At 60.1% G+C, this 24,868-nt stretch carries 15 protein-coding genes; 8 read left to right on the top strand and 7 right to left on the bottom strand.

All coding sequences use genetic code 11. From position 1 onward, the window contains the following. Nucleotides 1–49: 49 nt before the first annotated feature. Genes HF955_RS15030 through HF955_RS15020 form a run of 3 tightly spaced genes read right to left on the bottom strand, consistent with a single transcriptional unit; the run spans nt 50 to nt 5,692 of the window. Nucleotides 50–3,178, bottom strand: a complete 3,129-nt coding sequence (locus HF955_RS15030; RefSeq protein WP_291076221.1) for an efflux RND transporter permease subunit — start codon at nt 3,176–3,178, stop codon at nt 50–52. A 3-nt stretch (nt 3,179–3,181) separates the two neighbouring features. Then, nucleotides 3,182–4,273, bottom strand: coding sequence for an efflux RND transporter periplasmic adaptor subunit (locus tag HF955_RS15025; protein WP_291076219.1), 1,092 nt, complete (start codon nt 4,271–4,273; stop codon nt 3,182–3,184). Between the two features lie 12 nt (nt 4,274–4,285). Then, a complete protein-coding gene (locus HF955_RS15020; protein WP_291076218.1) occupies nt 4,286–5,692 on the bottom strand; it encodes an efflux transporter outer membrane subunit in 1,407 nt (468 codons plus the stop codon). 274 nt (nt 5,693–5,966) lie between these two features. On the opposite strand from HF955_RS15020, the gene HF955_RS15015 reads away from it, so the two are divergent. Continuing rightward, on the top strand, nt 5,967–6,599 hold the full coding sequence (locus HF955_RS15015) for a GNAT family N-acetyltransferase (RefSeq protein ID WP_291076216.1): 633 nt from the start codon (nt 5,967–5,969) through the stop codon (nt 6,597–6,599). On the opposite strand, the gene HF955_RS15010 is transcribed toward HF955_RS15015, so the two are convergent. Beyond that, nucleotides 6,596–7,057: a hypothetical protein gene (locus HF955_RS15010; RefSeq protein WP_291076214.1), complete on the bottom strand. Its 462-nt coding sequence runs from the start codon at nt 7,055–7,057 to the stop codon at nt 6,596–6,598. The two genes, HF955_RS15015 and HF955_RS15010, sit on opposite strands and share 4 nt — an antisense overlap. A 160-nt stretch (nt 7,058–7,217) precedes the next feature. Between HF955_RS15010 and HF955_RS15005 the strand changes: the two genes are divergently transcribed. The 6 genes from HF955_RS15005 to HF955_RS14980 all read left to right on the top strand — a co-directional run bounded on the left by HF955_RS15005 (nt 7,218) and on the right by HF955_RS14980 (nt 17,636). Next, a complete protein-coding gene (locus HF955_RS15005) occupies nt 7,218–10,457 on the top strand; it encodes an amidohydrolase family protein (protein WP_291076212.1) in 3,240 nt (1,079 codons plus the stop codon). Between the two features lie 2 nt (nt 10,458–10,459). After that, nucleotides 10,460–11,314 carry a formylglycine-generating enzyme family protein gene (locus HF955_RS15000; RefSeq protein ID WP_291076210.1) on the top strand — a complete coding sequence of 285 codons (855 nt, stop codon included), beginning with the start codon at nt 10,460–10,462 and terminating at the stop codon, nt 11,312–11,314. A 138-nt stretch (nt 11,315–11,452) separates the two neighbouring features. Beyond that, nucleotides 11,453–12,853, top strand: coding sequence for a P1 family peptidase (locus HF955_RS14995; protein ID WP_291076208.1), 1,401 nt, complete (start codon nt 11,453–11,455; stop codon nt 12,851–12,853). A 36-nt stretch (nt 12,854–12,889) separates the two neighbouring features. Beyond that, on the top strand, nt 12,890–14,068 hold the full coding sequence (locus HF955_RS14990; RefSeq protein WP_291076206.1) for an acyl-CoA dehydrogenase: 1,179 nt from the start codon (nt 12,890–12,892) through the stop codon (nt 14,066–14,068). Nucleotide 14,069: 1 nt separating this feature from the next. Further along, nucleotides 14,070–15,305, top strand: coding sequence for a CaiB/BaiF CoA-transferase family protein (locus HF955_RS14985; protein ID WP_291076204.1), 1,236 nt, complete (start codon nt 14,070–14,072; stop codon nt 15,303–15,305). 195 nt (nt 15,306–15,500) lie between these two features. Then, nucleotides 15,501–17,636, top strand: a complete 2,136-nt coding sequence (locus HF955_RS14980) for a TonB-dependent receptor (RefSeq protein WP_291076203.1) — start codon at nt 15,501–15,503, stop codon at nt 17,634–17,636. A gap of 189 nt (nt 17,637–17,825) precedes the next feature. On the opposite strand, the gene HF955_RS14975 is transcribed toward HF955_RS14980, so the two are convergent. From HF955_RS14975 to HF955_RS14965, 3 genes are read right to left on the bottom strand one after another with little or no spacing between them, the layout of a single operon-like run. Further along, on the bottom strand, nt 17,826–18,737 hold the full coding sequence (locus HF955_RS14975; RefSeq protein WP_291076201.1) for a right-handed parallel beta-helix repeat-containing protein: 912 nt from the start codon (nt 18,735–18,737) through the stop codon (nt 17,826–17,828). Between the two features lie 8 nt (nt 18,738–18,745). Next, the gene (locus HF955_RS14970) at nt 18,746–20,176 is read right to left on the bottom strand and encodes a peptide MFS transporter (protein ID WP_291076200.1); all 1,431 of its coding nucleotides are present in this window, start codon (nt 20,174–20,176) and stop codon (nt 18,746–18,748) included. Between the two features lie 38 nt (nt 20,177–20,214). Beyond that, nucleotides 20,215–23,469: an amidohydrolase family protein gene (locus HF955_RS14965; protein WP_291076198.1), complete on the bottom strand. Its 3,255-nt coding sequence runs from the start codon at nt 23,467–23,469 to the stop codon at nt 20,215–20,217. A gap of 246 nt (nt 23,470–23,715) precedes the next feature. Between HF955_RS14965 and HF955_RS14960 the strand changes: the two genes are divergently transcribed. Beyond that, the gene (locus HF955_RS14960) at nt 23,716–24,792 is read left to right on the top strand and encodes a PepSY domain-containing protein (protein WP_291076196.1); all 1,077 of its coding nucleotides are present in this window, start codon (nt 23,716–23,718) and stop codon (nt 24,790–24,792) included. Nucleotides 24,793–24,868 lie beyond the last annotated feature (76 nt).

Raw genomic sequence — 24,868 nt, 5'->3', positions numbered from 1 at the left:
TCTTTCCCGTTAGGTCTCTGTTAGGGGTGCGCCACAGCCTGCACTCGAACTATTCGGCCGGGACGCTGACCTCTGCGGTTTCGCGCGCCTCGGATTCGAGTTTCCGGGCCACGTCGCCCGGAGATCCTGTTCCGCGTGCAATCAGCGCATACGCCGTCGGCACGAAGAGAACAGTCACAAGCGCTGCCACGATCACTCCGAACAGGATCAACACACCAATCGCCGCCCGCGTCTCGGCACCCGCCCCGCTGGACAGGATCAGCGGCAAGGCGCCTGCTGCCGTTGTCAGGCTGGTCATGATGATCGGGCGGAACCGCGCCAGCGAGGCTTCCCGAATCGACTCCCTGAATGGATGGCCTTCATCGCGCAACTGATTGGCAAACTCGACGATAAGAATGCCGTTCTTGGCGGCCAGACCGATGAGCATGATGAGCCCGATCTGCGTATAGATGTTCAGCGAGTTCCCGGTCAGCCAGATGCCCGCCAAACCACCTGCGAGAGTGGCCGGGACGCAAAGCATGATGATCACCGGGTGGCGATAGCTCTCGAACTGCGCCGCGAGCACGAGAAACACGATGACCAATCCTGTTGCAAACACGAAGAGGATCGATTGGCCGGATGTCTTGTAATCCAGCGACTGCCCCTTGAAATCGATCGTGGCTTCCTGCGGGAGCACATCCCGCGCCCGCGTCTGCATCGCCTCCAGCACATTGCCGAGCGATGCCCCTTCCGCAAGACCGGCCTCGATCGTGATCGAGCGAACACGATTGTATCGGTTCAGGGAGGGACTGTCCGCAATCGGACGTATGGAGATCAAACTGGACAAGGGGATCAGCTGGCCGGACCGCGCTGACCGCACATAGATGTTCTGGACGTCGTTTGGTGTGTTCTGTTCCGACCGCAAGCCTTCGAGGATGACATCGTATTCCTCGCCATTCTCGATATAGGTCGTCACCCGGCGGGACCCGAGCATCGTCTGAAGCGTGACGCCGATATCCGCGACCGTCACCCCCAGATCGGCCGCACGGTCATAATTCACGTCGATCCGGTATTGCGGCTGGGTTTCCTTGTAATCCCAGTCGATATCCACGAGACCGGGATTGTCCGCTTCAAGTGAGGCGACAAACGTATCCCGCCATTCTGTCAGCTGCTCATAGGATGGGCCGCCCAGAACAAACTGTATCGGCTTTCCGGTGCCGCCTCCCAGGCCCTGACGCATGATAGCGAAGGCCCGAATACCGGGCAGGTCCGAAAGATCCCGATTGACGTTTGAAATGATCTCATCGGCTGGCCGACGTTCCGACCAGTCGTTCAACACGACAATGACAAATCCCTGATTGAACGCCGAACTGCCGAAGCCGGGGGCCCGCATCAGCAAACGGTTGACTTCTCCTGTATCCGTATACGGCAGCAGGCGCCGCTCGATTTCGTCCATATAGCGTTCCATATACTCGTAAGACGCCCCCTCCGGACCCCGAATGGACACAAAGAACGCACCACGATCTTCCGACGGCACATATTCCTGCCGGATCGTCTGTGACAGTCCGAAAGCACCCACAGAGAGACCCAAAAGCAGCAAGCCTACCAGGATGGGACGGGAGATCAGCCGGTCAAGAATCCAGGCATATCCACCGCGCAGACGAGTAAAGGCCGCATCGATGGCATTCGGCAATATTGCGAAGACGCCGAGTCCCCGCTCCCGCTTCAGCAATTTGGACGCAAGCATCGGCGCCAGCGTCAGGGCCAACAAACTGGAAAAGGCCACGGATGCGGCCATGGTCAATGCGAACTCGGTGAACAACCGGCCGACATCACCCTGCATGAAGGTGATCGGAACAAAGACCGAGATGAGCACAAGCGTTGTCGCCACGACGGCAAACCCGACCTGACGAGTCCCGCGATAAGCAGCGACCAACGGTGTCTCGCCATGCTCGTCCATGCGGCGCACAATGTTCTCAAGTACCACGATCGCGTCATCCACAATCAGGCCGATTGCAAGGACAAGCGCGAGAAGGGTCAGCAGATTGACCGACAGGCCGAGTGCATAGAGCACGATGAAAGTGGCGATGATGGAAATCGGCACGGTGACCGCCGGTACAATCGTGGCCCGCACGCTGCCAAGGAAAAGAAAGATCACCAGCGTCACAAGTCCGACCGCGATGGCCAGGGTCGTGTAGACTTCCCGGATCGAGGCATCGATGAAAACAGAACTGTCAAAGCTTCGGGCAATCACCATGCCGTCCGGCAAAGTCTCGTTCAGCCGTTCGGCCAGCGCACGAGCAGATGCCGCCACATCCACCGTGTTGGCTGTCGACTGCTTGATTATGCCGAGGCCCACCATGGGCACACCATTGCCGCGGAACAGGGTCCTGTCTTCCACGGTGCCCCGCTCGACACGCGCAACATCGCCAAGGCGAACAAGGTATCCATCCTCGCCCTCGGCAACGACAAGTCCTGCAAAATCCTCAGGCGTGCGAAACGCGCGCTCGATCCGGACCGTGAAGGTTCGCTTTTCGGACTCGAGGCTTCCGGCAGGCGCCTCGATGTTTTCACTGCGCAGGGCCTGCTCGAGATCCGCGACGGTCAGCCCACGCGCCGCCAGAGCCTTGCGATCAATCCAGACCCGCATGGCATAGTCCCGCGCACCTCCAACCTGAACGCGCGCCACACCGTCAAGCGCAGAGAAGCGGTCTACGAGATAGCGCTGGGCATAGTCGGACAATTCCGGCGTCGTCATGGTCTCGCTGGCGAGATTCAGCCAGATGATCACGTCATCATTTGAGTCCGCCTTCTCGACCTCGGGCGGATCCGCATCTTCAGGGAGGTTATCCATCACACCTGAAATCCGGTCCCGGATATCGTTCGCCGCAGCATCAATGTCCTGGTCGATCGAGAACTCGACACTGATGCGTGACCGTCCGTCGCTGGATCTCGAGTCGATGAAGCGTATGCCTTCCACTCCGGCTATGCGGTCCTCGATGATCTGAGTGATCCGGGTCTCGACAACGCTGGCAGACGCTCCCGGGTAACGCGTATCAATGGAGACAATCGGCGCGTCGATGTCCGGATATTCGCGCAAGGGCAAACGGTCAAACGCGACGAGCCCGAAGATGACCAGGATCAGCGACAGGACCGATGCGAACACCGGCCGTTTTATGGATGTGTCCGACAACAACATGGCTTATCGCCCGGACGATGCTGGAGCGCTCGAGGCGTGACCGCCCCCCTGCATGCCGCCGCTGCCTGGCGGCAAGAGCATGGACTTGTCCCGGATCACGACTTCGCCTCCTTCGCGCACCCGGATCACTCCCTCCGTGATCACCACATCGCCGGCGTTCAAACCGGAGAGGACCTCAACATGTCCTGCCTGACGCTGGCCGAGTGTCACTTCCTGACGCCGGGCAATCCCGTCCTCGACCCGAAACACGAATGTTCTCGGGCCGATCGGTTGCACAGCCTCCTCCGGAATGGACAGGGCTTCGCGCGGCTCCGCCAACAACGTCACCTGCACAAACATGCCGGGAACCAGCAGCCGCTCAGGATTGGGCAATGTCGCCCGAACGCGGATCGATCGGGTGACCGGGTCGATGGCATTGTCGAGAGAGGCGATGCTTCCAGCAAAGCTCTCTCCCGGAAGGTCGTCCGTGCGTGCCTCGATCCGCAGACCCGGCTCCAATGTCGTCAGAAATCGGGACGGCACAGAGAAATCGAGATTCATCTCGCTGTCGTCGATCAGACGGGCGACCACATCGCCTGCCCTGACATAGGACCCAACGCTCACCATGCGAAATCCGAGCACACCATCGAACGGAGCCACAAGAACGCGATCCTGCTGGCGCGATTGCACGGCGCGCAATTGCGCCCGCGCATTGTCCAGATTGCGATTGGCCTCGTCGAGTTCGGATTGCGAGACCGCCTGCTGCTCCGCCAGCCGCGCCAGTCGTTCCTGCTGACGGCGCGCTTCATCTACATTGGCTTCGGCCGCTTCGACCAAGGCGACCTGTTCGCGCTGCGCCAGCGACAGAAGCGTCTTGCCCTGGCGCACCCGGTCTCCATCATCGAAATATATTGCGCTCACCCGGTCCGCCACATTCAGCGTAAGGTCCACCTGCTCATTCGGCTCAAGTGTCCCAAGCGCTTCGATGCGCGTTGCGAAACTGCGCGTCTCGACAGATTCTGCAAACACGCTGGCTGGTCCGCCGCGCTGTGCATGAACAGGCAGCGCCACGAGTATCAGGCAAGAAACGATCAGGGGCAGCAAGATCAGGCGCATGTCGGTTCCATTCTAGTTCGGTTCAGACGCAATGTCGTCCGCGTCTTCTGAAATTCCACCCAGGGCTCGGTACGCAGCAATTGCTGCTTCGGATGTCTGTTGCCGGCTTTCGGCCAGCCGGTCTTCCGCGTCCAGCAGGGTGCGTTGCGCATCCAGAACATCGAGATAGTCGTCGACGCCTTCTTCGAAACGAAGCCGTGCAAGTTCAAGTGATCGCCTCGCAGAGGTCGCCGCGCTTTCGAGGTCGTCGCGCCGCCGCAATTCACTGACATATTGTGTCAGGGCGGATTCAACCTCACTCAGCGCCGCAAGGACCGTCACCTCATACTGGGCGATGGCCGCCTCGGTGCGGGCATCGGACGCATCAATATTGGCGCGCACCCGGCGCAGGTCCGGGCCGGCCCACTGAATCGCCGGGCCGATGCCGAATCCGAGGCTCGAGAGATCACCGACGCTGTTGTCCGGGTTGAAGAGGGCAAATACATCCGCGTTCCACACTATGGTCGGGAAAAGCTCGGCCCGCGCCGCCTCACCCAACGCAATCTGCCGACCAAGCGCCGCTTCGGCCGCGCGGATATCGGGCCGGCGGCGCGTCAGGCTTTCCACACTTCCCGTGAGGATTGCGCCCTGATGTTCGGGAATGTCGTCCGTTTCCAGAACCAGGCGGGCCAGCTCTTCATCGGGATCGGTCGCCGGCTGCCCTGTCAGGGCGGCCAATGCGTTCAAGGATGTTTGAATGGACGCTTCAAGTCGCGGAATGGACGCCAGAGTGGTGCGGTACTGGGTGTCAGCCCGTTCCAGATCGAGCCGGGTTGCCCGTCCATTTGCGAACAGTGATTGCAGCAGGTCCAGCCCTTCCAGCTGGGTCCGCGCATTCTTTCGCGCGACATGCAGGCGAGCCTGGGCACTGCGGAGAGTGACATAGGCCAGCGCAGTGTCGCTGGCGACAATCACCGCAACATCGCGCCGGAGCTGGCGGGCTTCCTGCACGGAGAATTCGGCAGCCGCGATTTCGGCATCAATCCTGCCGAACAGGTCCATTTCCCAGCTTGCACCGATATTGCCCGTCGCGGATGCCTCGACATCCTGTCCGGCACCCGTCGAACGCCCGACATTGGCCCCCGCGCTGGAGGATGTGCCATAGGACCGGTTCAATCGCGCGCTGCGGGCAAGGGATCCGGCCAGGCGAATGTTCGCCTGCGCAACGTCGAGCGATTTGTTGGCGGCCAACGCTTTCGCGATGAGAGACTCCATCTGGGGGTCGTCAAAACGGGTCCACCATTCAGTATCAAACGCAACTTCCTGCAACCCCTCCGAGAATGCCGTTCCAAGCGCCACCGGCGCAACGTCAGGCGCTGGAGGCGCGGAGGCGCAGGCGGACACCAGAAAGATGCCACCTGCAAGAACTGCGGAGGTCAAACGCAAACTCATGAAGGGGCACTTACGTCAGCCGGAACGGAAAACCAATCCAGAACACGGCATTGCAGATCACATATTTGTCAGCAGGATTGGCACCTGCGTCATGCAACCTGCAATTTCCGTAAACCATCCCATGGTTAATCCTTCTCCCTGAGAAATACTTTTTCCACTTGCCGCTTGCGAGATTGCGTTCGCCACTCTGCATGTTACTCCAGCCGATCCTGCATACTGCCCAACAGATACCGGGCAGGATTGCACCAGATTTCCGAACCGAATGCGCGCGAGAATGACCCCGTCCTGCCCGATCCTTGACCTGTCTGAATATCCGGAGCGCTTTGGAGCGGCCTACGATATCTACGAGACGTCCCTGCCCGCTGCCGAGCGGAAGAGCCGTGGCGATATCGAGGCGCTCCTCACCCGGGACGATTACGCCCTCAGTGTGGCCATCTCGGACACCGCCGTGGTGGCAATCTCGATTGTCTATGTGGACCGGACCCACCAGTTCGGATTGCTCGAATATATGGCGACCCGGCCAGATTGCCGGAACATGGGACTGGGCCTTGCCCTGTTTGAGCATGCGCTTGCGACCTGCCGGAACCGCACCCTGCTGATCGAAGTGGAATCAGTATCAGGCGCGCCCCGGGAACGGGCAACCCAGCAGCGCCGACAGGCCTGGTACACCCGTTTGGGGTGTCACCGTCTCACCAGTCTGAACTATTGCATGCCGCAGCTGCAGAACCTGCCGCCACCGCCGCTGGATCTGATGTACCATCCCAACGGCCGACAGACGCCGCCCCGGAAGGCGGACCTTCGGGCCTGGATCAGCAGCATCTATTCGAACGTGTACGGCCTCGACGACAGTCAGGACATCGTCGAGGCCATGTTCTCATGCTTGAAAAGCGACTAGCCCTCTGGATCGTCCACCGCCGTGTCGGTGACGATCTTCCACTCTCCGTCGATCTTGCGCCACACAGTCACGTAATTGCCGGTCGTTTCCGGATCGCCATCGACGGAAAAGCTTCCCCATGTGATCCCGAGATCCCCGCTGGTCGCGCCCATCGCGCCGATGGGCTGCCAATGCACCGGAGACGGCACCGTATCCAGTTGCCGCTCGGCCATGATCGCGTCCTCGCCCACCAGGAATCCGTCGCCTGCCTCGATCATGAATCCCTTGTCGAAATCCACGAATTTCCGCGAAGCCGCTTCGTATCCATTTTCCAGATTGTAGGCCTCATATGCGCGGTCCGCCGCAAGCAGTTCCGCTTCAACCTGATCCGGGGATACCGGCGCGCTGACGCAGCCTGCACTCATTGCGACAAGGGTGCCGATAGCGACAGCCCGACCTGTGTTGACAATCTTGTTCATGAAACGCTCCTCTTTGTGCCTGACTGTAGCGACGGCATCGCGGGACCGGCACTGCGTTTTGCGGCGACATCGGTGCGCCATCAGCACCAGTCTGTCGACAGTTTGCATCACCCTGCGAGGAGACGGGGTGATATCGTGCCTACTGGAGGAGAGATATCGTATGTACATCCGCTCACTGATTTTTGCCGCCCTCGCCTGTGCTCTGGCGCCTTCCGGATCGGCCGACAGCCCGGCATCTGCCCCTCCGTCGCCCTCACGTACGGTGTCGCTGGACCTGTCTGAAGGCACATGGATGAGTCTCGATGTCAGCCCGGACGGGGAGCACATCCTGTTTGACTTGCTGAACGACATCTACGTGATGCCGGCGTCCGGCGGCACGGCCGTTGCCGTGCATGACGGAGCCGCTGCACAGCGCAGCCCGCAATTCAGCCCCGATGGTCAAAGCATGGTCTATCTCAGCGACGAGAGCGGTGCGGACAACATCTGGATATCCAGTCTCGATGGCAGCGGCACACAACAGATCACGCATGAGACACATGCAATGATTGCCGGACCGGCCTGGTCTGCCGATGGAAACGCAATTGCCGCCGTGAAAACCTATTCCGATATCTTCCGTGTCCGAAACTCCGAGATACACCTCTACAGCCTTGATGGGTCTTCAGACGAAATCATCGTACCTCCCCCAGCCAGCGGCAAGGATGTTCAGGAACCTCGCTTCGCCCCGGATGGCCGTCACCTCTATTACACCGAACGTATCGGGGGCGATCACTATGTGTACATGAATACCGGCCTGAAGAACTTCGCCATCAATCGACTGGACCTTGAAACCGGAAAGAAGCGGCGCGCCATTTCCGGTTTTGGCGGCGCGTCCACACCCCAGGTGTCGCCGGACGGCAAGTCGGTTGCCTTCATCCGCCGATTGGGCGCCAAAACCGTTCTCTTCGTGAAGAATCTCGAAACGGGGTACGAGCAGCCGATTTTCGACGATCTCGGGCGCGACCTGCATGGCGACTACCTGCCACAGGAACATTACTATCCGTCATTCGACTGGTTTCCGGACAATCGCACCATTGCCATCTGGGCGAAGGGCAAGATCGTTCGCGTCGACACGCAGACAGCCTATTCGGAAGTGATCCCCTTCACCCTGACAGCCAGACATGAGCTGCAGCCCGCGATACGGTTCCGTCAGGACCTCGCGCCGGACGAAGTGACGCTTCGCACCCTGAGACAGTTTGCGCCCCACCCCGACGGTCAAACCCTGTTGTTCCGCGCGATTGGCAAGCTATGGAAGATCACCCCAGACGAAGCGGATACCCCGGTCCGGCTGACACAGTCCGATGCAGCCGAATCCGAACCCGCCTGGTCTCCGGACGGGAACACGATTGCCTATGTCAGCTGGACGGATCAAACCGGCAGCCGCCTGATCCTGCGGGATGCGACCACGGGGGAAGAACGCACCCTGGTCGAGAGCCGGGCCGTCATCCGGGAGCCCCGTTTCTCGAATGCGGGAGATCTTGTTGCCTATCGCCTCATGGATCCCGATCCATCCTTCAATGCAGCCGGTCCGGAAACAGGCGTGTATGTGATCGACGTTGCCGGGAACTCTCCGCAATTCGTTTCTCCGGCTTCCGGACTTGTCGGGTTTTCACCGGATGACAGCAGGGTTTTCCTGTTCGCCGAACCAGCATTCTATCAGCGTCGCGCTTCCGTTCTGATGAGCCTTGCCCGCGACGGGTCAGACCCGGTCGAGCACGTGATCGCGGAGACGGCGGATATTCGCAATCTCAGTCTCAGTCCCGACCAGAATTGGCTGGGCTTCAAGTATCACAATCTGCCTTATGTCATGCCGGTCGACCTGACAGGTGAGCCGCTCATCCTCTCGATGGAAGACAATCCCTCCGTCCGCCGGCTCAGTGACGTCGGTGGCTATGAGATGAGCTGGACACCGGATTCGTCCACACTCTACTGGACCTTGGGCGCCAATCTGATGTCCGTCTCCCCCGGATCGCCCGATGCCGTGATCGTCTCGACCCCGATCCACATGAGTATGAGCACGGACAAGCCTGAAGGCATTATCGCCTTTGTAGGCGGCAAGATTGTGCCCATCGAAGGGGATGTCATCAAGAATGGCACCGTGATTGTCGAGGGCAACCGGATCACCGCGGTTGGGCCCCGCCGAAAGGTCAAGATCCCTCGAGACGCGAAGCGGATCGACATCAAGGGCAAGGTACTGATGCCCGGCCTGTTCGACGCACATGGCCACATCGAATGCTGTTTCCGCGCCGGGACAATGCCTCAACAACATCCGACGCGTCTGGCGGCCCTGGCCTATGGCGTCACGACGAATTTCGACCCGTACTCCAATGACTTGATGTCCTATGAGAGCGGAGAAATGACTCTCACCGGCGAACTGGTTGGCCCACGCTGGCTGAAGTCTGGGCAGGTCGTGCACGGCCTCGAGGCACGAACGGATGGCGTCTATCATCCACTGGCCTCACTGGAAGAAGCCCGCAACCTTCTCGAACGGCGCGAGGCGCTCGGCCCTTCGATCCTGAAGAGCTACAAGCTGTCGACGCGCGCGCAGCGACAGCGCCTGCTGCAGGCCGCGCGGGAACAGGGCTTCATGGTTGATGGAGAAGGCGCGGGCCAGTTCTATACCAATATCGGCATGATCCTGGACGGACACACCAATCTCGAACACAACCTTCCCGTTGCGACATATTACGAGGACTTGCAGAAGCTGATTGCCGCCTCTGACGTGTCAATGACCCCGACCCTGATCGTGACGTTCGGCGAACTTTTCGGTGAGAATTTCATCTACGAGAACGAAGACCCCTGGAAAGAAAAGAAGGTGCAGACCTTCATTCCAGACGTAAACAATGCCTACAACCCGATCGCAGGTCCGGGAGGCGCACCGCTGCATGTTCGCTGCATGCATTCGATCCACGTCTCGGACGAGATCTACGATATCGGCTTTCGATCCGTAGGAAGATCTCTGACAAAGCTGGCCGAGGCGGGCGCGACCGTGAATGTCGGCTCCCACGGGCAAGCCTCTGGGGTCGCCATGCATTGGGAAATGCTGTTGTTCGCCGAAAGCGGCATGGCCCCGATGGATATTCTGCGCGCGGCCACACTCAATGGTGCGAAGACGTACGGGCTCGACCATCAACTCGGCTCCATCGAGCCCGGGAAACTCGCCGACATCATCATTCTGGACAAGGATCCAACCATCGACATCCGCAATGCAAACAGCGTGCGCTACACGATGGTGAATGGACGCCTGTATGACGCGCACACCATGGACGAAATCGGCAATTACGACCGCCCCAGAAAGGAGTTCTATTGGGAGACACAACCGACCAATGGGATCGACTGGAAATGGACGTGGTCAGGAGACTAGACATGAAACTTCTTTATCTTTTCACGGCGTGCCTGGTCGCTGCTGCGTGTTCGATGACGACCGACGAGGTCACGTCAGGCCCGGAGATGGCAACCATTCCCGCTGCAAGTTTCTTCATGGGCGAGACGGTTGACTATGGGTATGGCGAGATTGACGGCCCTCGTCATGAAGTCATCATTGATCGGCCATTCGCCCTGTCAATCACAGAAGTCACTGTCGGAGAATTCCGGAGATTTGTGGAAAACACAGACCATGTGTCCGAGGGTATTTGCAATATCTATACGGACGAAAAGTCTTGGCACATCGATCCAAGCCGGAATTGGGAGCACCCTGGTTTCGCACAAGAGGAAAACCATCCTGTCGTCTGCGTCAGCTGGGAAGATACTCAGGCCTATACGGCGTGGCTCACCCGGCAGACCGGCAAGGCATTCAGATTGCCGAGCGAAGCCGAATGGGAATATGTCGCGTCCACTGGCGGGGTCGAAGGCGACAATGGAATCGTGGATCATGAAGAGGCCAATATCGGGCTGGTCGAATGCTGTGGTGGACGAACCGAAGGCCGGGACCAATGGATCGAGACGGCCCCGGTCGGCAGCTTTCCGCCAGACCGGTTCGGTGTCCACGACATGCGGGGCAATGTATGGGAGTGGCAGGCCGACTGCCATCAGGACACATATGATGGCGCCCCGGTAGATGGTTCAGCGAGAACCGAATGCGATACGCCGGACAAGCGCGCCATCCGGGGCGGGTCCTATGGGGACGCCGGAGACTATCTGTCACCGCGCTACCGTTTGCCAGGACCACAGTCGCAAGGTTACTTCACTGTCGGCTTCCGGGTCGCGCATGATGTCGACTAAACAATGGTGCGAAAAATGCACCACATGTGCTCCAAATCGCATCTGTCTCTCGCGCCCTCAGAACAACTAGAGTGAAACAAAACAGCAGGGATCGGACACATGATGGCTCGCAAAACGCGCAACTCCGCAAGAAATTCGATGCTGGGAGCAGTCCTTGCCACTGCGCTGCTGACAGCTTGCGCAGCCCTGCCACAGGGCGCCGTTGCGGAGCCTGATGGCCAAGCCGAGCTTCCCGCCCTGATCAATGACGGATTCGACAGCGACACCGCCTTGTCATTCGACTGGCCGATGCTGGAAATTGGCACGGGCCAATACGAGGATGGTCCGACGGGCCTGACCGTTCTGAAATTTGGAAAGAAGGTAAACGCCGCTGTCGATTCCCGCGGGGGTGGTCCTGGCACCGTGAACGCGAAGTATCTGGAACTTGGCTACAATCAGCCGGAACTGGATGCCATCGTCCTGTCGGGCGGATCCTGGTACGGTCTGGAAGCCGTAACGGCGGCCAATACGGCCCTGCTGGACGACCGGTATCGCGGCGGCCGCTGGGACAATGTCGGTCTTGTCGTCGGATCGATCATTTATGATTTCGGCGGACGTCGTCTCAACGAGATCTATCCAGACAAGCGCCTCGCTCAACTCGCCCTGCGCGCAGCGCGGCCGGGGATTTTCCCGAATGGCGCTTATGGAGCCGGCCGGTCCGCCATGAATGGCGGCATCTTCGGCTGTCACGCTCGCTCCGGACAAGGCAGCGCTTTTCGTCAGATCGGTGAGGTCAAGATTGCCGTCTTTACCGTCGTCAACGCGCTCGGTGCAGTCACTGACCGTGACGGCAACGTCGTGGCCTGTCACAAGGGCAGCAACTGGCCCGACGACCTGAAGGCCTCCGATCTGATGAGAGCCGCGCCCGCCAGCCTGCAACCTGGCTGGAATGGTGATGATTCCGGACATGACGCCGAACGCAAGAATACGACCATCAGTGTGGTGGTCACAAACCGGTCCATGAGCCCGGCTGAATTGCAAAGACTGGCCGTACAGGTCCACACCTCCATGGCGCGTGGAATTCAGCCATTCGCAAGCGAATTCGACGGCGACGTCCTTTACGCGGTCTCTACCAATGAAGTCGAAACCGGGCCGGGTCAGACCCTGCCCAGCATGGAGATCGGTGTTACGGCTTCCGAACTGATGTGGGACGCCATTCTCGCGGCAATGCCCGCCGAACAGGTTACGCAACCTGAGCCGGACCCGGACCTGAACATCCCGCAATCAACCCTCAATTCCTATGCCGGCACATATCGCTTCAGCCATCTGGCAGAGTTGACGGTGCGCGTGGAAGACGGCGCGCTGGTGGCTTCCGCCACCGGAGAACGCGATGTCTTCCAGGTCAGCAAGGGCTCCCCCCGTGCCTTGCTGGCCGCCACGCCAGATACATTTACCGTCGAGCGTGGCCGCTATCCGTTCAGCCTTCAGTTCAAGGATGACACAGTCGTCGTCAATCCGGGCCGGTGGCAGCAAACCGGATATCGCGTCGAAACCGACTGATCCGCACCCTACAGACCACATTTCAGGAACTTCAGGATGACCCAACACTCAGCCTTTGACTGGGCCGATGCCCTTCTGCTCGACTCCGACCTGACCGATGATGAGCGCGCCGTTCAAGCCACGGCTCGCGACTTCGCCAGAGACCGGCTCCTGCCCGGCATCGTTGAAGCCAACCGGTCTGCACATTTCGACAGGCAGATCATGAAAGACATGGGCGCACTCGGTTTGCTGGGGCCGACCCTGCCGGAAGAGTATGGCGGCGCCGGTGTCAGCCATGTGGCCTACGGACTGGTCTCCCATGAAGTGGAAGCGGTGGATTCCGGATACCGCTCCGCCCTGAGCGTGCAATCCTCTCTCGTCATTCATCCTATCCATTCCTATGGCACCGACCAGCAGCGCGAACGCTGGCTGCCCGGACTCGTATCAGGCGATCTTGTCGGATGTTTCGGGCTCACCGAGCCTGATCACGGGTCCGATCCGGGCAATATGGCGACGCGCGCCGAAAAGGTCGATGGTGGCTACCGCCTGAATGGCGCGAAGATGTGGATCACCAACAGTCCGATTGCTGACGTCATGGTTGTGTGGGCGAAGCTGGACGGCGTGATCCGGGGATTCGTGCTCGAGCGCGGCATGACAGGACTCACCACACCCGAGATAAAGGGCAAGCTGGCGCTTCGCGCCTCGATCACCGGTGAAATCGTCATGGATGATGTGGTCGTGCCGGAGAACCATCTCTTGCCCAATGCGCACGGGCTGTCCGGGCCGTTCGGGTGCCTGAACAAGGCAAGGTTCGGCATTGCCTGGGGCGCTTTGGGGGCAGCGCGCACCTGCTGGACGGCGGCACGGGACTACGCAGTCGAACGGTCGCAGTTCGGCCGGCCGCTGGCCGCCAACCAGTTGATCCAGCGCAAGCTGGCCGACATGCAGACCGAGATCGCCATCGGCTTGCAGGCCTGCCTCAAAGTGGGCCGACTTCTGGACGCCCATCGCGCGAGCCCGGAAATGATCTCCCTGATCAAGCGCAACAGCACGGGCAAGGCACTCGACATCGCGCGGGCCGCCCGGGACATTCATGGCGGCAATGGTGTCTCGGACGAGTTCCACGTCATGCGCCATATGTGCAATCTGGAAGCGGTGAACACATATGAGGGCACGCACGATATCCATGCCCTGATCCTGGGACGCGCCCAGACCGGGCTTGCAGCATTCAACTGACATGACCCAGGCACTGGCCGGCATTCGTATCCTTGATCTCAGCCGGGTCCTGGCCGGACCATGGGCCACCCAGCTTCTGGGCGACCTCGGCGCGGAAGTGATCAAGATCGAGAAACCGGGAAGCGGCGACGATACGCGCAGCTGGGTACCGCCTTTCCAGTACGGCACCGACCCGGAAAACCGGGAGGCATCATACTTCCTGAGTGCCAACCGGAACAAGAAGTCGGTCTGTATCGACATGGCGTCATCACGGGGTCAGGAGATCATCCGCGAACTGGCGCGCACGAGTGACGTGGTGGTCGAGAATTTCAAGACCGGCGGCCTGGCAAAATACGGGCTCGATGCCGACAGCCTTCGCAGGTCCCATCCCGGACTGATCTATTGTTCGATCACCGGGTTCGGGCAAACCGGCCCCTATGCGGCCCTGCCCGGCTATGACCTTTTGATACAGGCAATGGGCGGTCTGATGAGCGTGACCGGCGTCCCCGACGGGCAGGCCGGTGCCGGTCCGATGAAAGTCGGTGTGGCGCTGGTGGACATACTGACCGGTCTTTATGCAGCGAATGCCATTCAGGCAGCACTGCTGCACCGGACGCGCACCGGCGAGGGTCAGGTGATCGATGTCGCCCTGTTGGATACGTTGGTCGCAGCGATGGCCAATCAGTCCCAGGGATTTCTCGCAACAGGTGAAAGTCCGGGCCGGATGGGCAACGCGCATCCAAGCATTGTGCCCTATGACGTCTTCCCGACAGCCGACGGGCATATTGTGCTTGCCGTAGGAAATGATCTGCAATTTGCTGACCTCTGCGAGCGTATCGGGCTGGTCAGGCTGCCAGAGGATACACGTTACGCAACCAATGCCGCCCGGGTGACAAACCGCGCGGAGTTGACCCACATCCTCAGCGAAAGACTGACATCAGCCTCGACCGCGCATTGGCTGGACCTGCTAAAAGGTGGCAAGGCTCCAGCAGGACCTGTCAACAGGATGGAAGATGTGTTCGCAGATCCTCATATTCGCGCCCGAAACACGCAGATCGCACTGCCCCATTCCAAACTGGGATCAGTGCCAGGTGTCGCCTTTCCGGCGCGGCTCAGTCACACGCCGGCCCGCTACCAGGCGGCAGCTCCTGTGTTGGGGGAACACACAAGGCAGACCCTGCAATCTGTTCTAGGCTATTCGGACGATGACCTTCGCCAGCTCGAAGCGGAACGGATCATCGCCCCGCCGCCCAGCTGACACCATCCCCCTGCATCCTCACCGTCCTTGTACCGCACGCTTCTCAACGTTACGGCGCAAACTGACATGGTGCCCGAACGCGCATGTATTGCAGGTGCGCAATTCGCACCATGTGGCTCTTTTTTGGCATCTGCCCAAGATTTTGTTTGTCCGTCTTACTTCCAGGTAATGTAGCAAAAGCGAGCGGGAGAAGACATGAAACGTAAATATCTATGGACATCCAGCAGCGCCATCCTGGCACTGATGCATGCTGCGACAGCGGGTGCGCAAACGGCTGAACCGCCGTCGGACGAGACGGAGCTGGTGCAATCCGCGATCATGGTCACAGCACAGAAGCGCGAACAGCGCCTGATCGATGTGCCAATGGCCATCGAATCCATTTCAGGGGACGAACTCGACAAGCTGGGCATTGAGAGCGTCCAGGACCTGTCGTTCAATGTACCTGGCCTGACCATGCGGGAAGATGGTCCGGGCAGCTACACCATCTTCATCCGGGGTCTCGCAAACCAATCCGGTTCGGGCGCCCTTGTCGGCATGTATATGGACGAAGCGCCCCTGTCGCTCAGCGGATATGACCAGCTGAGCCCGGTCGCTCTGGACCTTGCGCGCGTCGAAGTCCTGAAAGGCCCGCAGGGCACCCTTTATGGTCAGGGCGCAGCGGGCGGCGTCATCCGCTTCATCACGGCGGACCCGGTCCTCGACAAGGTGGAAGGCAAGGTGAAGGGCGAGCTCTACACCGTCTCGGATGGCGAAATGGGCCAGAAAGGCGAATTTGTCGTCAATGCACCAATCGTTGAGGACCAATTGGCGGTCCGCCTGGCTGTCGGTCTCGAAAGCGGCGGTGGCTGGATCGACCAGCCAGAAGCCGGCATTGAGGATGGCAATGGCACCGACCTCGTGAACGCCCGCGGCAAGATCCTCTGGGTACCGACCGAAAACTTCTCCGCAAAAGCCATGGTTCAGGTTCAGCGGGCCAAGACACAATTGGGCATGGGATATGAAGAGCCGGACCGCGCCGTCGATGTCGGCCCGGACCGCAGCAAGGTGATGATCCCGAAAAAGTTCGATTTCGACATCTACAATCTCGAACTGACCTATGATTTCGGATTTGCGGAACTGACTTCGTCGACCACCCAGATCGATCATGACCACCAGTATCCGTTCAGCTATATTCCCCGCGAAGGCAACTATTCCTATGGCGTTGTCGAAGGGAATGACGACCGCTTCGTGAAAGCGGAGCAATTTTCGCAGGAACTCCGTCTGTCAGACGCCGGCGAGAAGCTCGCCTGGACAATTGGCGCCTTCTACAGCGACGGGGACCGCTCCCTGACCGTGGACTATGAATATGCCTATGCTCCGGGAGCTGACCTCTATGAAGGCGGCGGGGTTCTGTATGATGACCTGTACTACTATTCCGCATCTACCTCGGAATCCTACTCCCTGTTTGCGGACGGAGCCTATGACCTCACCGAGAAGCTGACGGTCGGAGCAGGCCTGCGTTATTTCCATGACGAGCAGACCAGCCTGATCGAATACGCCCCCGGCACAGGCACCGAACTGTCGGACACATTCCAGTCCGTCGATCCGCGCCTCTACATGACTTATGAATATGCGCCGGATGCCACGCTGTATGCCAGCGCCGGATCGGGTTTCCGCAGCGGCGGTTTCAACTCGGCGCCGTTTGATCCGTATGATCCCGAGAACATTCTCACCTACGAGATCGGCACGAAGGGCTCGACAAGCAATCTTCAATACGACGTCGCGGTCTTCTTTACCGAGTACAAGGACATGGTGCGGCGCCGCCTGACCGAGGTGAACGGAGCTTTCCTGGCCGAATCCAGCAATATCGGCAAGGTCGAAGTCAAGGGCGTTGAAGCCGGTCTGGCCTACCAGCCTACGTCTGGCCTGACCCTGTCCGTCAATGCGGCTTATCTCGACAGCGAGATCGTCGAAACTGCCGACACTGACCAGGTCAACGAAGTGGGCGACCCGACCGACTACACGCCGGAACTCAGCTACACACTCGGTGTGAACTATGACTTTGACCTGACCCCGGATCATCCGGCCTTCGTCCGGGTCGATTTCAACCACCGTGACAAGGTCACATATATCGACCGGTCGAGCTTCCTGCCATCGGCGCTGCCGCAAAGCTCGGACGCACTGAACCTGCTGAATGCCCGTGCCGGTGTACAGCTGGGGCAGTTCGACCTCGAGATCTTCGCGACCAATCTCACCGACGAGAACAAGTCGATTGACCCGTATCAAGGCTGGGCGAACGCAAACCGCACCCGTCCCCGCGTTGTTGGTGTCAGCGCTGCCCTCAATTTCTAGAGAGCTGCCACACAAGAACTGACGGCCTTGGCATCAGGCTCTGGCCGTCAGCCCAATTCAGACAAGGCCCGCAACTCTCCAGAGTGCGGGCCTTTTTTCATATGCGTCAACCGACAAGAAAAGAGGCCGACCCGTCATGAAACGGGTCGGCCTCTCTATTGTTTGTCAGGAATAAGGGTTTCTGCGGGCTCAGAGTCCGCAGGCGTCCTCGTCATCGTGAAGGACGCTACCATTGTCCTCCACGCCCACGGCCTCGGCATTGTCCAGAAGCTTGCCACCGCAAATCAGGATCTCGCTGTCACCCGAGGCGCGCGCGCCATAGGGTGAATTGCTCAGGATAGCCGTACGCCGGCTGACGATCCGGGCCCGGTCCTCGGTGTAAAGGCCGTCATCCTCGTTCCCGTCGATCACGCTGTCAGTCACATTCGCCGTCGCATCGCCATAGGCGGCAATGGCAGCCGACTCACTTCCGATGATACGGCTGTCCTTCAGATCAATGACCGCGAACTCTTCCAGCCATACCCCAAGATGAGAGTTGGTGATGGACAGTCCGTTTGCAGTAATGTGTCCGTTCTCCCGTCCGGTAACCGCCATTTTGGCCACGCCGCGGATTTCCACATCGTCCAGCATTACCTGGCTGTTGATCGTGAAGATGCCGTGACCGTCATACACATCGTCCTCAGGCTCCTCATAATGGAAACCGGAAACTTCGAGGCCGGAAATCCTGACCTCCGAATTCCTCACCACCATGGCGCTCACGGGATAAGCCGGGTCGCCCTGAATGATTGCACCCGTGTCGGCCAGCAGCGCAACTTGCTTGTCATCGATCACCACGGCGCCCCGGACTGCGAGATCCTGGAACGGCACATCACGATGAGCGTGCGGCGTGTAGAGACCGGGCCGGATGCGGAGCGTAGCACCGGGGGCGGCTGCGTCGATCGCTGCCTGCAGGCCCGCAATACCGACATGATCGCAGCCTGCGGACTCGGACTCGTCTGCGCAGACAATGATCTCTGCATCTGCTTGCTCCGGCGCGTCTGCAATGGGTCCACAGGCGGCCAGTGCAAGAAGGCCCGGCATGGCAAAATGGGAAGAACGCATGTTCATGATTATTGAATTTCCGATTGAAGGGCTTCCGAAGAAGCGATGTCCGGCTCGTTTTCCAGACGCATCAGTCGCGTCAGCGTGGACCGGAGTGCGAGAATGAGAACGGCCGCTGCCCCGACGATCGCGGCATGCATCAACCAGAAACCGGACGCCGACATCTGTTCATAGAATCGTGCCAGCCATCCGCTGAACAATCCCCCAACAAAAATGGCCAGATAGTACGATCCCACCATCATGGAGTTGACCGATTCCGGCGCCGCCCGGGATGTCAGGGCCAACGCGATCGGACCGACATACAGAAACCCGATGGCACAGACGAAATGGAAAATCGTCGGCCAGACGAGCGCCACGGCTCCATCGCCCGACAGCATGTCGCCAAGTCCCAGCAGAACAAAAGCGGCCGCAAAGACGGCACAGCCCAAGGCCAGCTTGATCAGATCGCCGGGCTCGGCATTCCGTCGCGACTGGTGACGCCAGTACCAGAGCACCAATGGGGCCAGAAGCAACACGGCAAGCGAATCCAGGGACTGGAACCATGTGACGGGCACATCCAGTCCGAATATGGTGCGGTCCACGTCCGAACGCAGCCACAGGGGATAGGCATTCCAGACCTGGCTCTGCGCCGTCCAGTACAGGGAAGTCAGCGCCAGCATGACCAGGATCGACAGGATCACCACGCCATCCCCCTTTTGCAGGCGCGGTCGCGCGTCGCTTTTCTCCACTGTGTCCACAGGCAAATGGGACAGGCCGGACAGGTAAACCGCCAAGCCGATCATCATGCCAATGCCAGCCGCCCCGAACCCGTAATGCCAGCCATACACTTCGCCCAGCGTGCCGCACACCAGGGGTGCGATGAAAGCGCCGACATTGATGCTGAAAACATAGATCGAATAGCCGGAATCCCGGCGTTTGTCTGACTTGTCGTAAAGGCCCCCGACCTGCGCAGCCAGATTGCCCTTCAGCAAGCCGGACCCCAGGATCAAGGTGCCGAGCGCCAGCAGGAAGCTTGCCTCGAAGGCCATGAGAAAATGCCCGGCTGCCATCAACAAGGCGCCAAGCAGGACGGCTTTCGTCCGTCCAAGCATCCGGTCACCGATCAGGCCGCCCAGCACGGGCGCAAAATAGACAAGCCCGACATAGGCGCCGAACACCTGGGAGGCGAGCGCCTGAACACTCAAGGGACCGAATATTGCCTCGAACAGCCCACGGAATGGTTCAAAAGCGGCGACATTCCCGGAGTTTTCGGGCAGGAACAGGTATGTCGCCATGTACAGGATCAAGAGCGCCTGCATGCCGTAGAACGAGAAGCGCTCCCACGCCTCCGTGAACACGATATAGGCAAGGCCCTTCGGATGACCGAAGAAGACTGCATCTCCTGCTGTTCGCTCCAGCGTACCTGCAGCCATGTCAGCGTCTCCGGGCGTATCACTCATTACACTTTTCTCTCCGATGGGTGACTGGGACAACGAACTCAATGCTCGCCCCAGGCTGGCTTCCACTGGATATGCTTCGGCACATCATTGACTTCCCAGTAGAACGGGCGGCGCGATCTCTCATGATTGCCGATTTCGTTCATGGAGCGCGTGTCGAAGAGACGGCCGTTCACCATCGTCATCGAAACAGTCTCCGTATTCCGGATATCTGTGAGCGGATTTTTCTCCAGCACGAGAATGTCGGCGAGCTTTCCGGAACGGAGCGACCCGATCTGGTCTTCCAGGCCCAGTGTTTCTGCGCCGTTGAGGGTGCCGGCCTTCAACACGTCCTCAGGGCTCATCCCGCCTTCAGCCAGCAATTGAAGTTCCCAATGCATCGCCAATCCGTAGACCTGGCCGTGGGAGCCGGCATTTACCCGGCCTCCTGCATCGCTCAGCGCCTTCATCGACCTTGCTGCAGCCCGGAAACCGATATCCCAGATCTCCTCGGCGGCCTGCAGGCCCGTCATCCCGCGGACATAGGGAGGGGCACCGACAGGAACGGCCAGCGGGCTGTAGGAACTCGTGGTCGTCTGGACAAAGGTCTCGACACGGGGATCCTCCCACAATCTCGATGATGTGTAGAGATAGTTTTCCCCCATTACCTCACCGAACAGCACGATCAGGGTGGGTGTATGCGCAACGTCGGACGCGGCCATGAGCTGAATGAAATCATCATAGAGCGTTTCCACCGGCACATTGTGCTGAAGGTTCAGATTGCCGTCCAGAATGGCCGAGATTCCGTTGAAGTAATGGCTCTCACCTTCGACATCCACCATGATGCCATGCGCGCGACCGGCCTTGTTGAGCATCTGCCGCTGCCGACGCTGAATCTGGCGATAGCTCTTGATAATGGTGCCGCCGAGCGCAGTCTTGCGTTCCATCACCGTTTCGGCGTCCGCATAGGAATTGATCGGCACGAAGACCGGATCATATTTGCGTTTGCGGCCGAAGATGACGCTGCCGACCGCAATGTTACGGGGGCCGACCATGTCTCCCGTGAGGGTCATTTCAGACGCGCCATAGGTCGGAAGCTCGGACGTGTAGGGGTCGTAATTCGTGGTCACGCCGAAGGCCAGTGCAGCATAGCGCGACGCCTGCTGCTGGGGAGGCAGGCCGGCGGAGGCGTAGTAACAGGTATCGAGATGGCCATGCATGTCGACCAGTCCCGGCATGAGCGTCTTGCCTGTGACGTCCACGACAAAGGCATCGTCCGGTACCGCAACCTGCCCTTCGGCCCCGATGGCCGCGATCCGGTTGCCCTCGACGAGGATGGTTCCGCGTTCGATCGAGCCGGCCTGGTCCAGGGTGATGATCCGCCCGCCAACCAGGGCTGTAACCCCTTCCGGGCGATCCGCCGTCACGCGCAGATTCACGTTTGCGAACAGCTCCGGCCTGTCATCGGGATCTGACACATCAGCCCGGAAAACCTGCGGCCCCAAGGCCCAGTAAACGGTTTCGGACTCCCGATCCCAGATCAGTTCATATCCGCCTGCCGTCTCCAGCTGACGACCGGCAGTGGCGTCCAGAACCGACTCATCCGCATCCCGGTCAAACCGCGCCACATGGTAGGTCTGATAGTGACGGTAGGCGAGCCATTCCAGATCGGGACTCAGTTTCAACTCGCTCGTGTCAGAATCCTGTGTCCGCAAATGCGTGCGGTGATCGTCTCCCGCAATCGAGATGCTTTCAAGCGTCGTGATGAGCGTCCCGTCGGCATAGCCTTCCGTGGTGAAGTAGACACGTGACCCGTCCGGGGCGAATCTCGGATTCCCTCCGGCCACGCCCAGCGGTACCGCAACACCGCCGTCGGCCGGAATCCAGTAGATTCCGGGATCAGCCTTGTGTCCGCCCAGACAGTCGTCACCCGCCGCGATCTGGAACATGATCTTCGAGCCGTCCGGTGAGAATGCCGGCTCGCGAACTATGCCGGCTGATGTGAACAGGGTTGTAACCGCTCCATCTGCCGACCGGATCTTGAGACTGCCCCCCGTCACGTCATCCCATTCGATGAAGGCGAGCCGGGAGCCGTCGGGCGAAAATGCGGCTTCCGACTGAGAGGCGTCGCTCGGCGCGAGTGCCAGCGGCTCTCCACCGGACACTGGTTGCTGCCAGACCTTTCCCAAAGCGCTGAAGGCCAGCGTGTCCTGATCCGGAGAAATGGCCAGGCGGGAAATGGCTTTTACCTGTACCGTTTCAGGGTCGAGATTCTGAGTGAATCTTGCCGGTTCTGTCAGCTTGTGCTGCGCGGTGAGGGCAAACGGGAGGTCTTCGGCGCGCCCGTCCTCGAGATGGATCCGGTTGATCTTGCCGCCGGCCCAGATGCCGATGGACTTGCCGTCCGGAAACCAGGAAAAACGCGGATAATACGTCCCCTGGCCGAGAAAGTCGGCCTGTCCGTCACGATCGAGCCCGTCATATACCGGGACCTGCTCACGCGTTTCGAAATCATAGGTGAACAGCAGTGTCTTGTCCTTGACGCGGCGAACAAAGGCCAGCTTGCGACCATCGGGCGAGACCGAAGGCGCAAGCGCTCCGCCGAAGCCCCCGATCAGAGTGTCGATCTTGCCGGAGTCTAGGTTCTTCCGGCGGATCGCGAAATTCTTGTGGTTGGCATCGACATAGACCCCGGAGTCGTGCGGTGGGGTCACCTTCTCGACGAAATAGAGGTGAGAACCATCCGGCGCATAAACGGCGTCGTGCACGTTTTCCCCATTGTCGGGCATCGGCACGATCTGTTCCGCCGGGCCGCCATCGGAGGGATAGGTCACCAGTTCGGATGCGTGCAGCTTGTCGGCAGTGTCGAACATGCGCGCTGCGACCAGCGTCTTGCCGTCTGCGCTCCAGGCCGGATCGACCACGGCGCGGGTGGCTTCGAAGGACACCTGAACCGGATCGCTGCCATCTGCGGCAGAGGTCCAGACATTGTCCGTCCCGTCGGCATCGCTGATGAAGACAATCCGCGTTCCGTCCGGGCTGAATACGGGAGAGTGCTGCATGGCTGGCCCGCCGTGCAGCAGCCTCGCCTCGCCGCCGGTGGCAGGCATCGCATAGATGTCGCCAAGTACATCGAAGACGATGGTTTCGCCGGACGGGCTGACCGACACGCTGATCCAGGTGCCTTCAGTGAGGCGCAGTTCGACCGTGCGATAGGGCTCCCCCGTGTTCGTGACATCCCAGGCCTGTGCCGTCGACATGCATCCGGTCGTCAAAAGCAGTCCGAATGCTCCCAGAACCAGCGATGTAAGTTTCATCAATGCCTGCTCCCCCAGTCAGTGCCGTCGACGCGTTGTTTTCAGAATGCGCAATCGACGGTTCGGCGTGTAGGTTTTTCCTCAGCTGCAACTTCACCATGCCCCGCCGCTGTCGGCGAAGGGGCCTAGGATGCAACCGCAGGTGCGAAATCCGCACCACCCAGCGCGCGCTTCGCATCTGTCGGGGGATGAAACCTGTTTGCGATAGTCCGGAACGGTCATGTTCACATGGTGTCAGGAGGTTTCATGACGTTTCCCAGAGTCCGGATTCTTCACAAATGGATCAGCCTGGCGTTTCTGTTTGTCTGGGCCCTGCAGGCGGCTTCGGGCCTAGCCATTTCCTTCCGGGCGGACATCGATGATTTCTTCCTGGGTCAGGCGGCAACTGAGACCGATCCGGCCGCAATCGAGCGAACGGTCGCGCAGATGCAGGCCAACGGCGACGATATTTCCTCCATCTGGATATCCGGCGGACAGGACGGGCAATTCGATCTCTATCTCGACCGCGCAGGCGACAGCCGGACGGTTCGCATGGACGGCACCGGCCGCCTGGTGCGCGACCGCTCCGATGCGGTCCTGTTCTCGGACGGCGCGGTCTTCGAGACCCTGACCCGGTTTCACAAATCCCTGATGCTGGGAACTGTCGGATATGCCTTCCTGACCCTGTCCGGCCTGCTGCTCGCATCGAACATCGTGCTCGGCCTCGTGGCCGGCTGGCCGCAACGCAAGCGCCTCAAGGCCTTCGCGACGTCTTCCCGGGCGCCGAAGCCAGCCGCCCTGTCGGGCTGGCACTGGCGGATCGGTTTCTGGGGGGCCTTGCCCGCCCTCGTTGTTGTTCTGGCCGGCGTCGCCCTCACCCAAGCGGACGTACTGGCCGACGGATTGGGAGTGCAGCAGGAGACGCCGGAAATCATGCAAGCGTCGGATATTGCGGCCATCCCGCTGGATCAGGCGATCGAGACGGCTCTGGCGGAGTATCCGGGCGCATCGCTCGTGGCGATAAACCTGCCTTCGGACTCCCGCCCCTGGTACAAATTCCGCCTGAACGCTCCGGGGGAGATGCCGCGTCTTTACGGGGCAACCCGTGTATTCGTCGGACTGGACGGTGCGGTCCTGCTTCGTCACGACGCCGCACACAGCGCCCCCAATGAACGCATCACGGAAGCCCTCTACCCCCTGCATACAGGTCAGATCGGTGGAATGGCCGGCCGTCTGCTGAACGCAGCCACCGGTGCCTGGCTGCTCAGCATGATCATACTGGGCCTGCAGCTCTGGAGCGCGCGCAGGCGCCAGCGCGCCACGAAACCTGCCCAGGGAGACTGAAGCATGATCAGCCTTGAAATCGGGCGCGATACGCCCGCGCCAACAGGCGAGTCAGCCAGCGGCTTGACTTCGCATC

It is taken from the genome of Hyphomonas sp., assembly GCF_017792385.1.
GTDB lineage: Bacteria > Pseudomonadota > Alphaproteobacteria > Caulobacterales > Hyphomonadaceae > Hyphomonas.
Note: the sequence above shows the minus strand (reverse complement) of the source record. Positions and strands in the feature narration are given on the sequence as shown.

Bases quoted from the DNA above. Each gene is read 5' to 3' on its own strand.
- HF955_RS15030 (WP_291076221.1), bottom strand. From the start codon at position 3,178: ATGTTGTTGTCGGACACATCCATAAAACGGCCGGTGTTCGCATCGGTC.
- HF955_RS15025 (WP_291076219.1), bottom strand. From the start codon at position 4,273: ATGCGCCTGATCTTGCTGCCCCTGATCGTTTCTTGCCTGATACTCGTG.
- HF955_RS15015 (WP_291076216.1), top strand. From the start codon at position 5,967: ATGCGCGCGAGAATGACCCCGTCCTGCCCGATCCTTGACCTGTCTGAA.
- HF955_RS15010 (WP_291076214.1), bottom strand. From the start codon at position 7,057: ATGAACAAGATTGTCAACACAGGTCGGGCTGTCGCTATCGGCACCCTT.
- HF955_RS15005 (WP_291076212.1), top strand. From the start codon at position 7,218: ATGTACATCCGCTCACTGATTTTTGCCGCCCTCGCCTGTGCTCTGGCG.
- HF955_RS15000 (WP_291076210.1), top strand. From the start codon at position 10,460: ATGAAACTTCTTTATCTTTTCACGGCGTGCCTGGTCGCTGCTGCGTGT.
- HF955_RS14995 (WP_291076208.1), top strand. From the start codon at position 11,453: ATGCTGGGAGCAGTCCTTGCCACTGCGCTGCTGACAGCTTGCGCAGCC.
- HF955_RS14990 (WP_291076206.1), top strand. From the start codon at position 12,890: ATGACCCAACACTCAGCCTTTGACTGGGCCGATGCCCTTCTGCTCGAC.
- HF955_RS14985 (WP_291076204.1), top strand. From the start codon at position 14,070: ATGACCCAGGCACTGGCCGGCATTCGTATCCTTGATCTCAGCCGGGTC.
- HF955_RS14980 (WP_291076203.1), top strand. From the start codon at position 15,501: ATGAAACGTAAATATCTATGGACATCCAGCAGCGCCATCCTGGCACTG.
- HF955_RS14975 (WP_291076201.1), bottom strand. From the start codon at position 18,737: ATGCGTTCTTCCCATTTTGCCATGCCGGGCCTTCTTGCACTGGCCGCC.
- HF955_RS14970 (WP_291076200.1), bottom strand. From the start codon at position 20,176: ATGAGTGATACGCCCGGAGACGCTGACATGGCTGCAGGTACGCTGGAG.
- HF955_RS14965 (WP_291076198.1), bottom strand. From the start codon at position 23,469: ATGAAACTTACATCGCTGGTTCTGGGAGCATTCGGACTGCTTTTGACG.
- HF955_RS14960 (WP_291076196.1), top strand. From the start codon at position 23,716: ATGACGTTTCCCAGAGTCCGGATTCTTCACAAATGGATCAGCCTGGCG.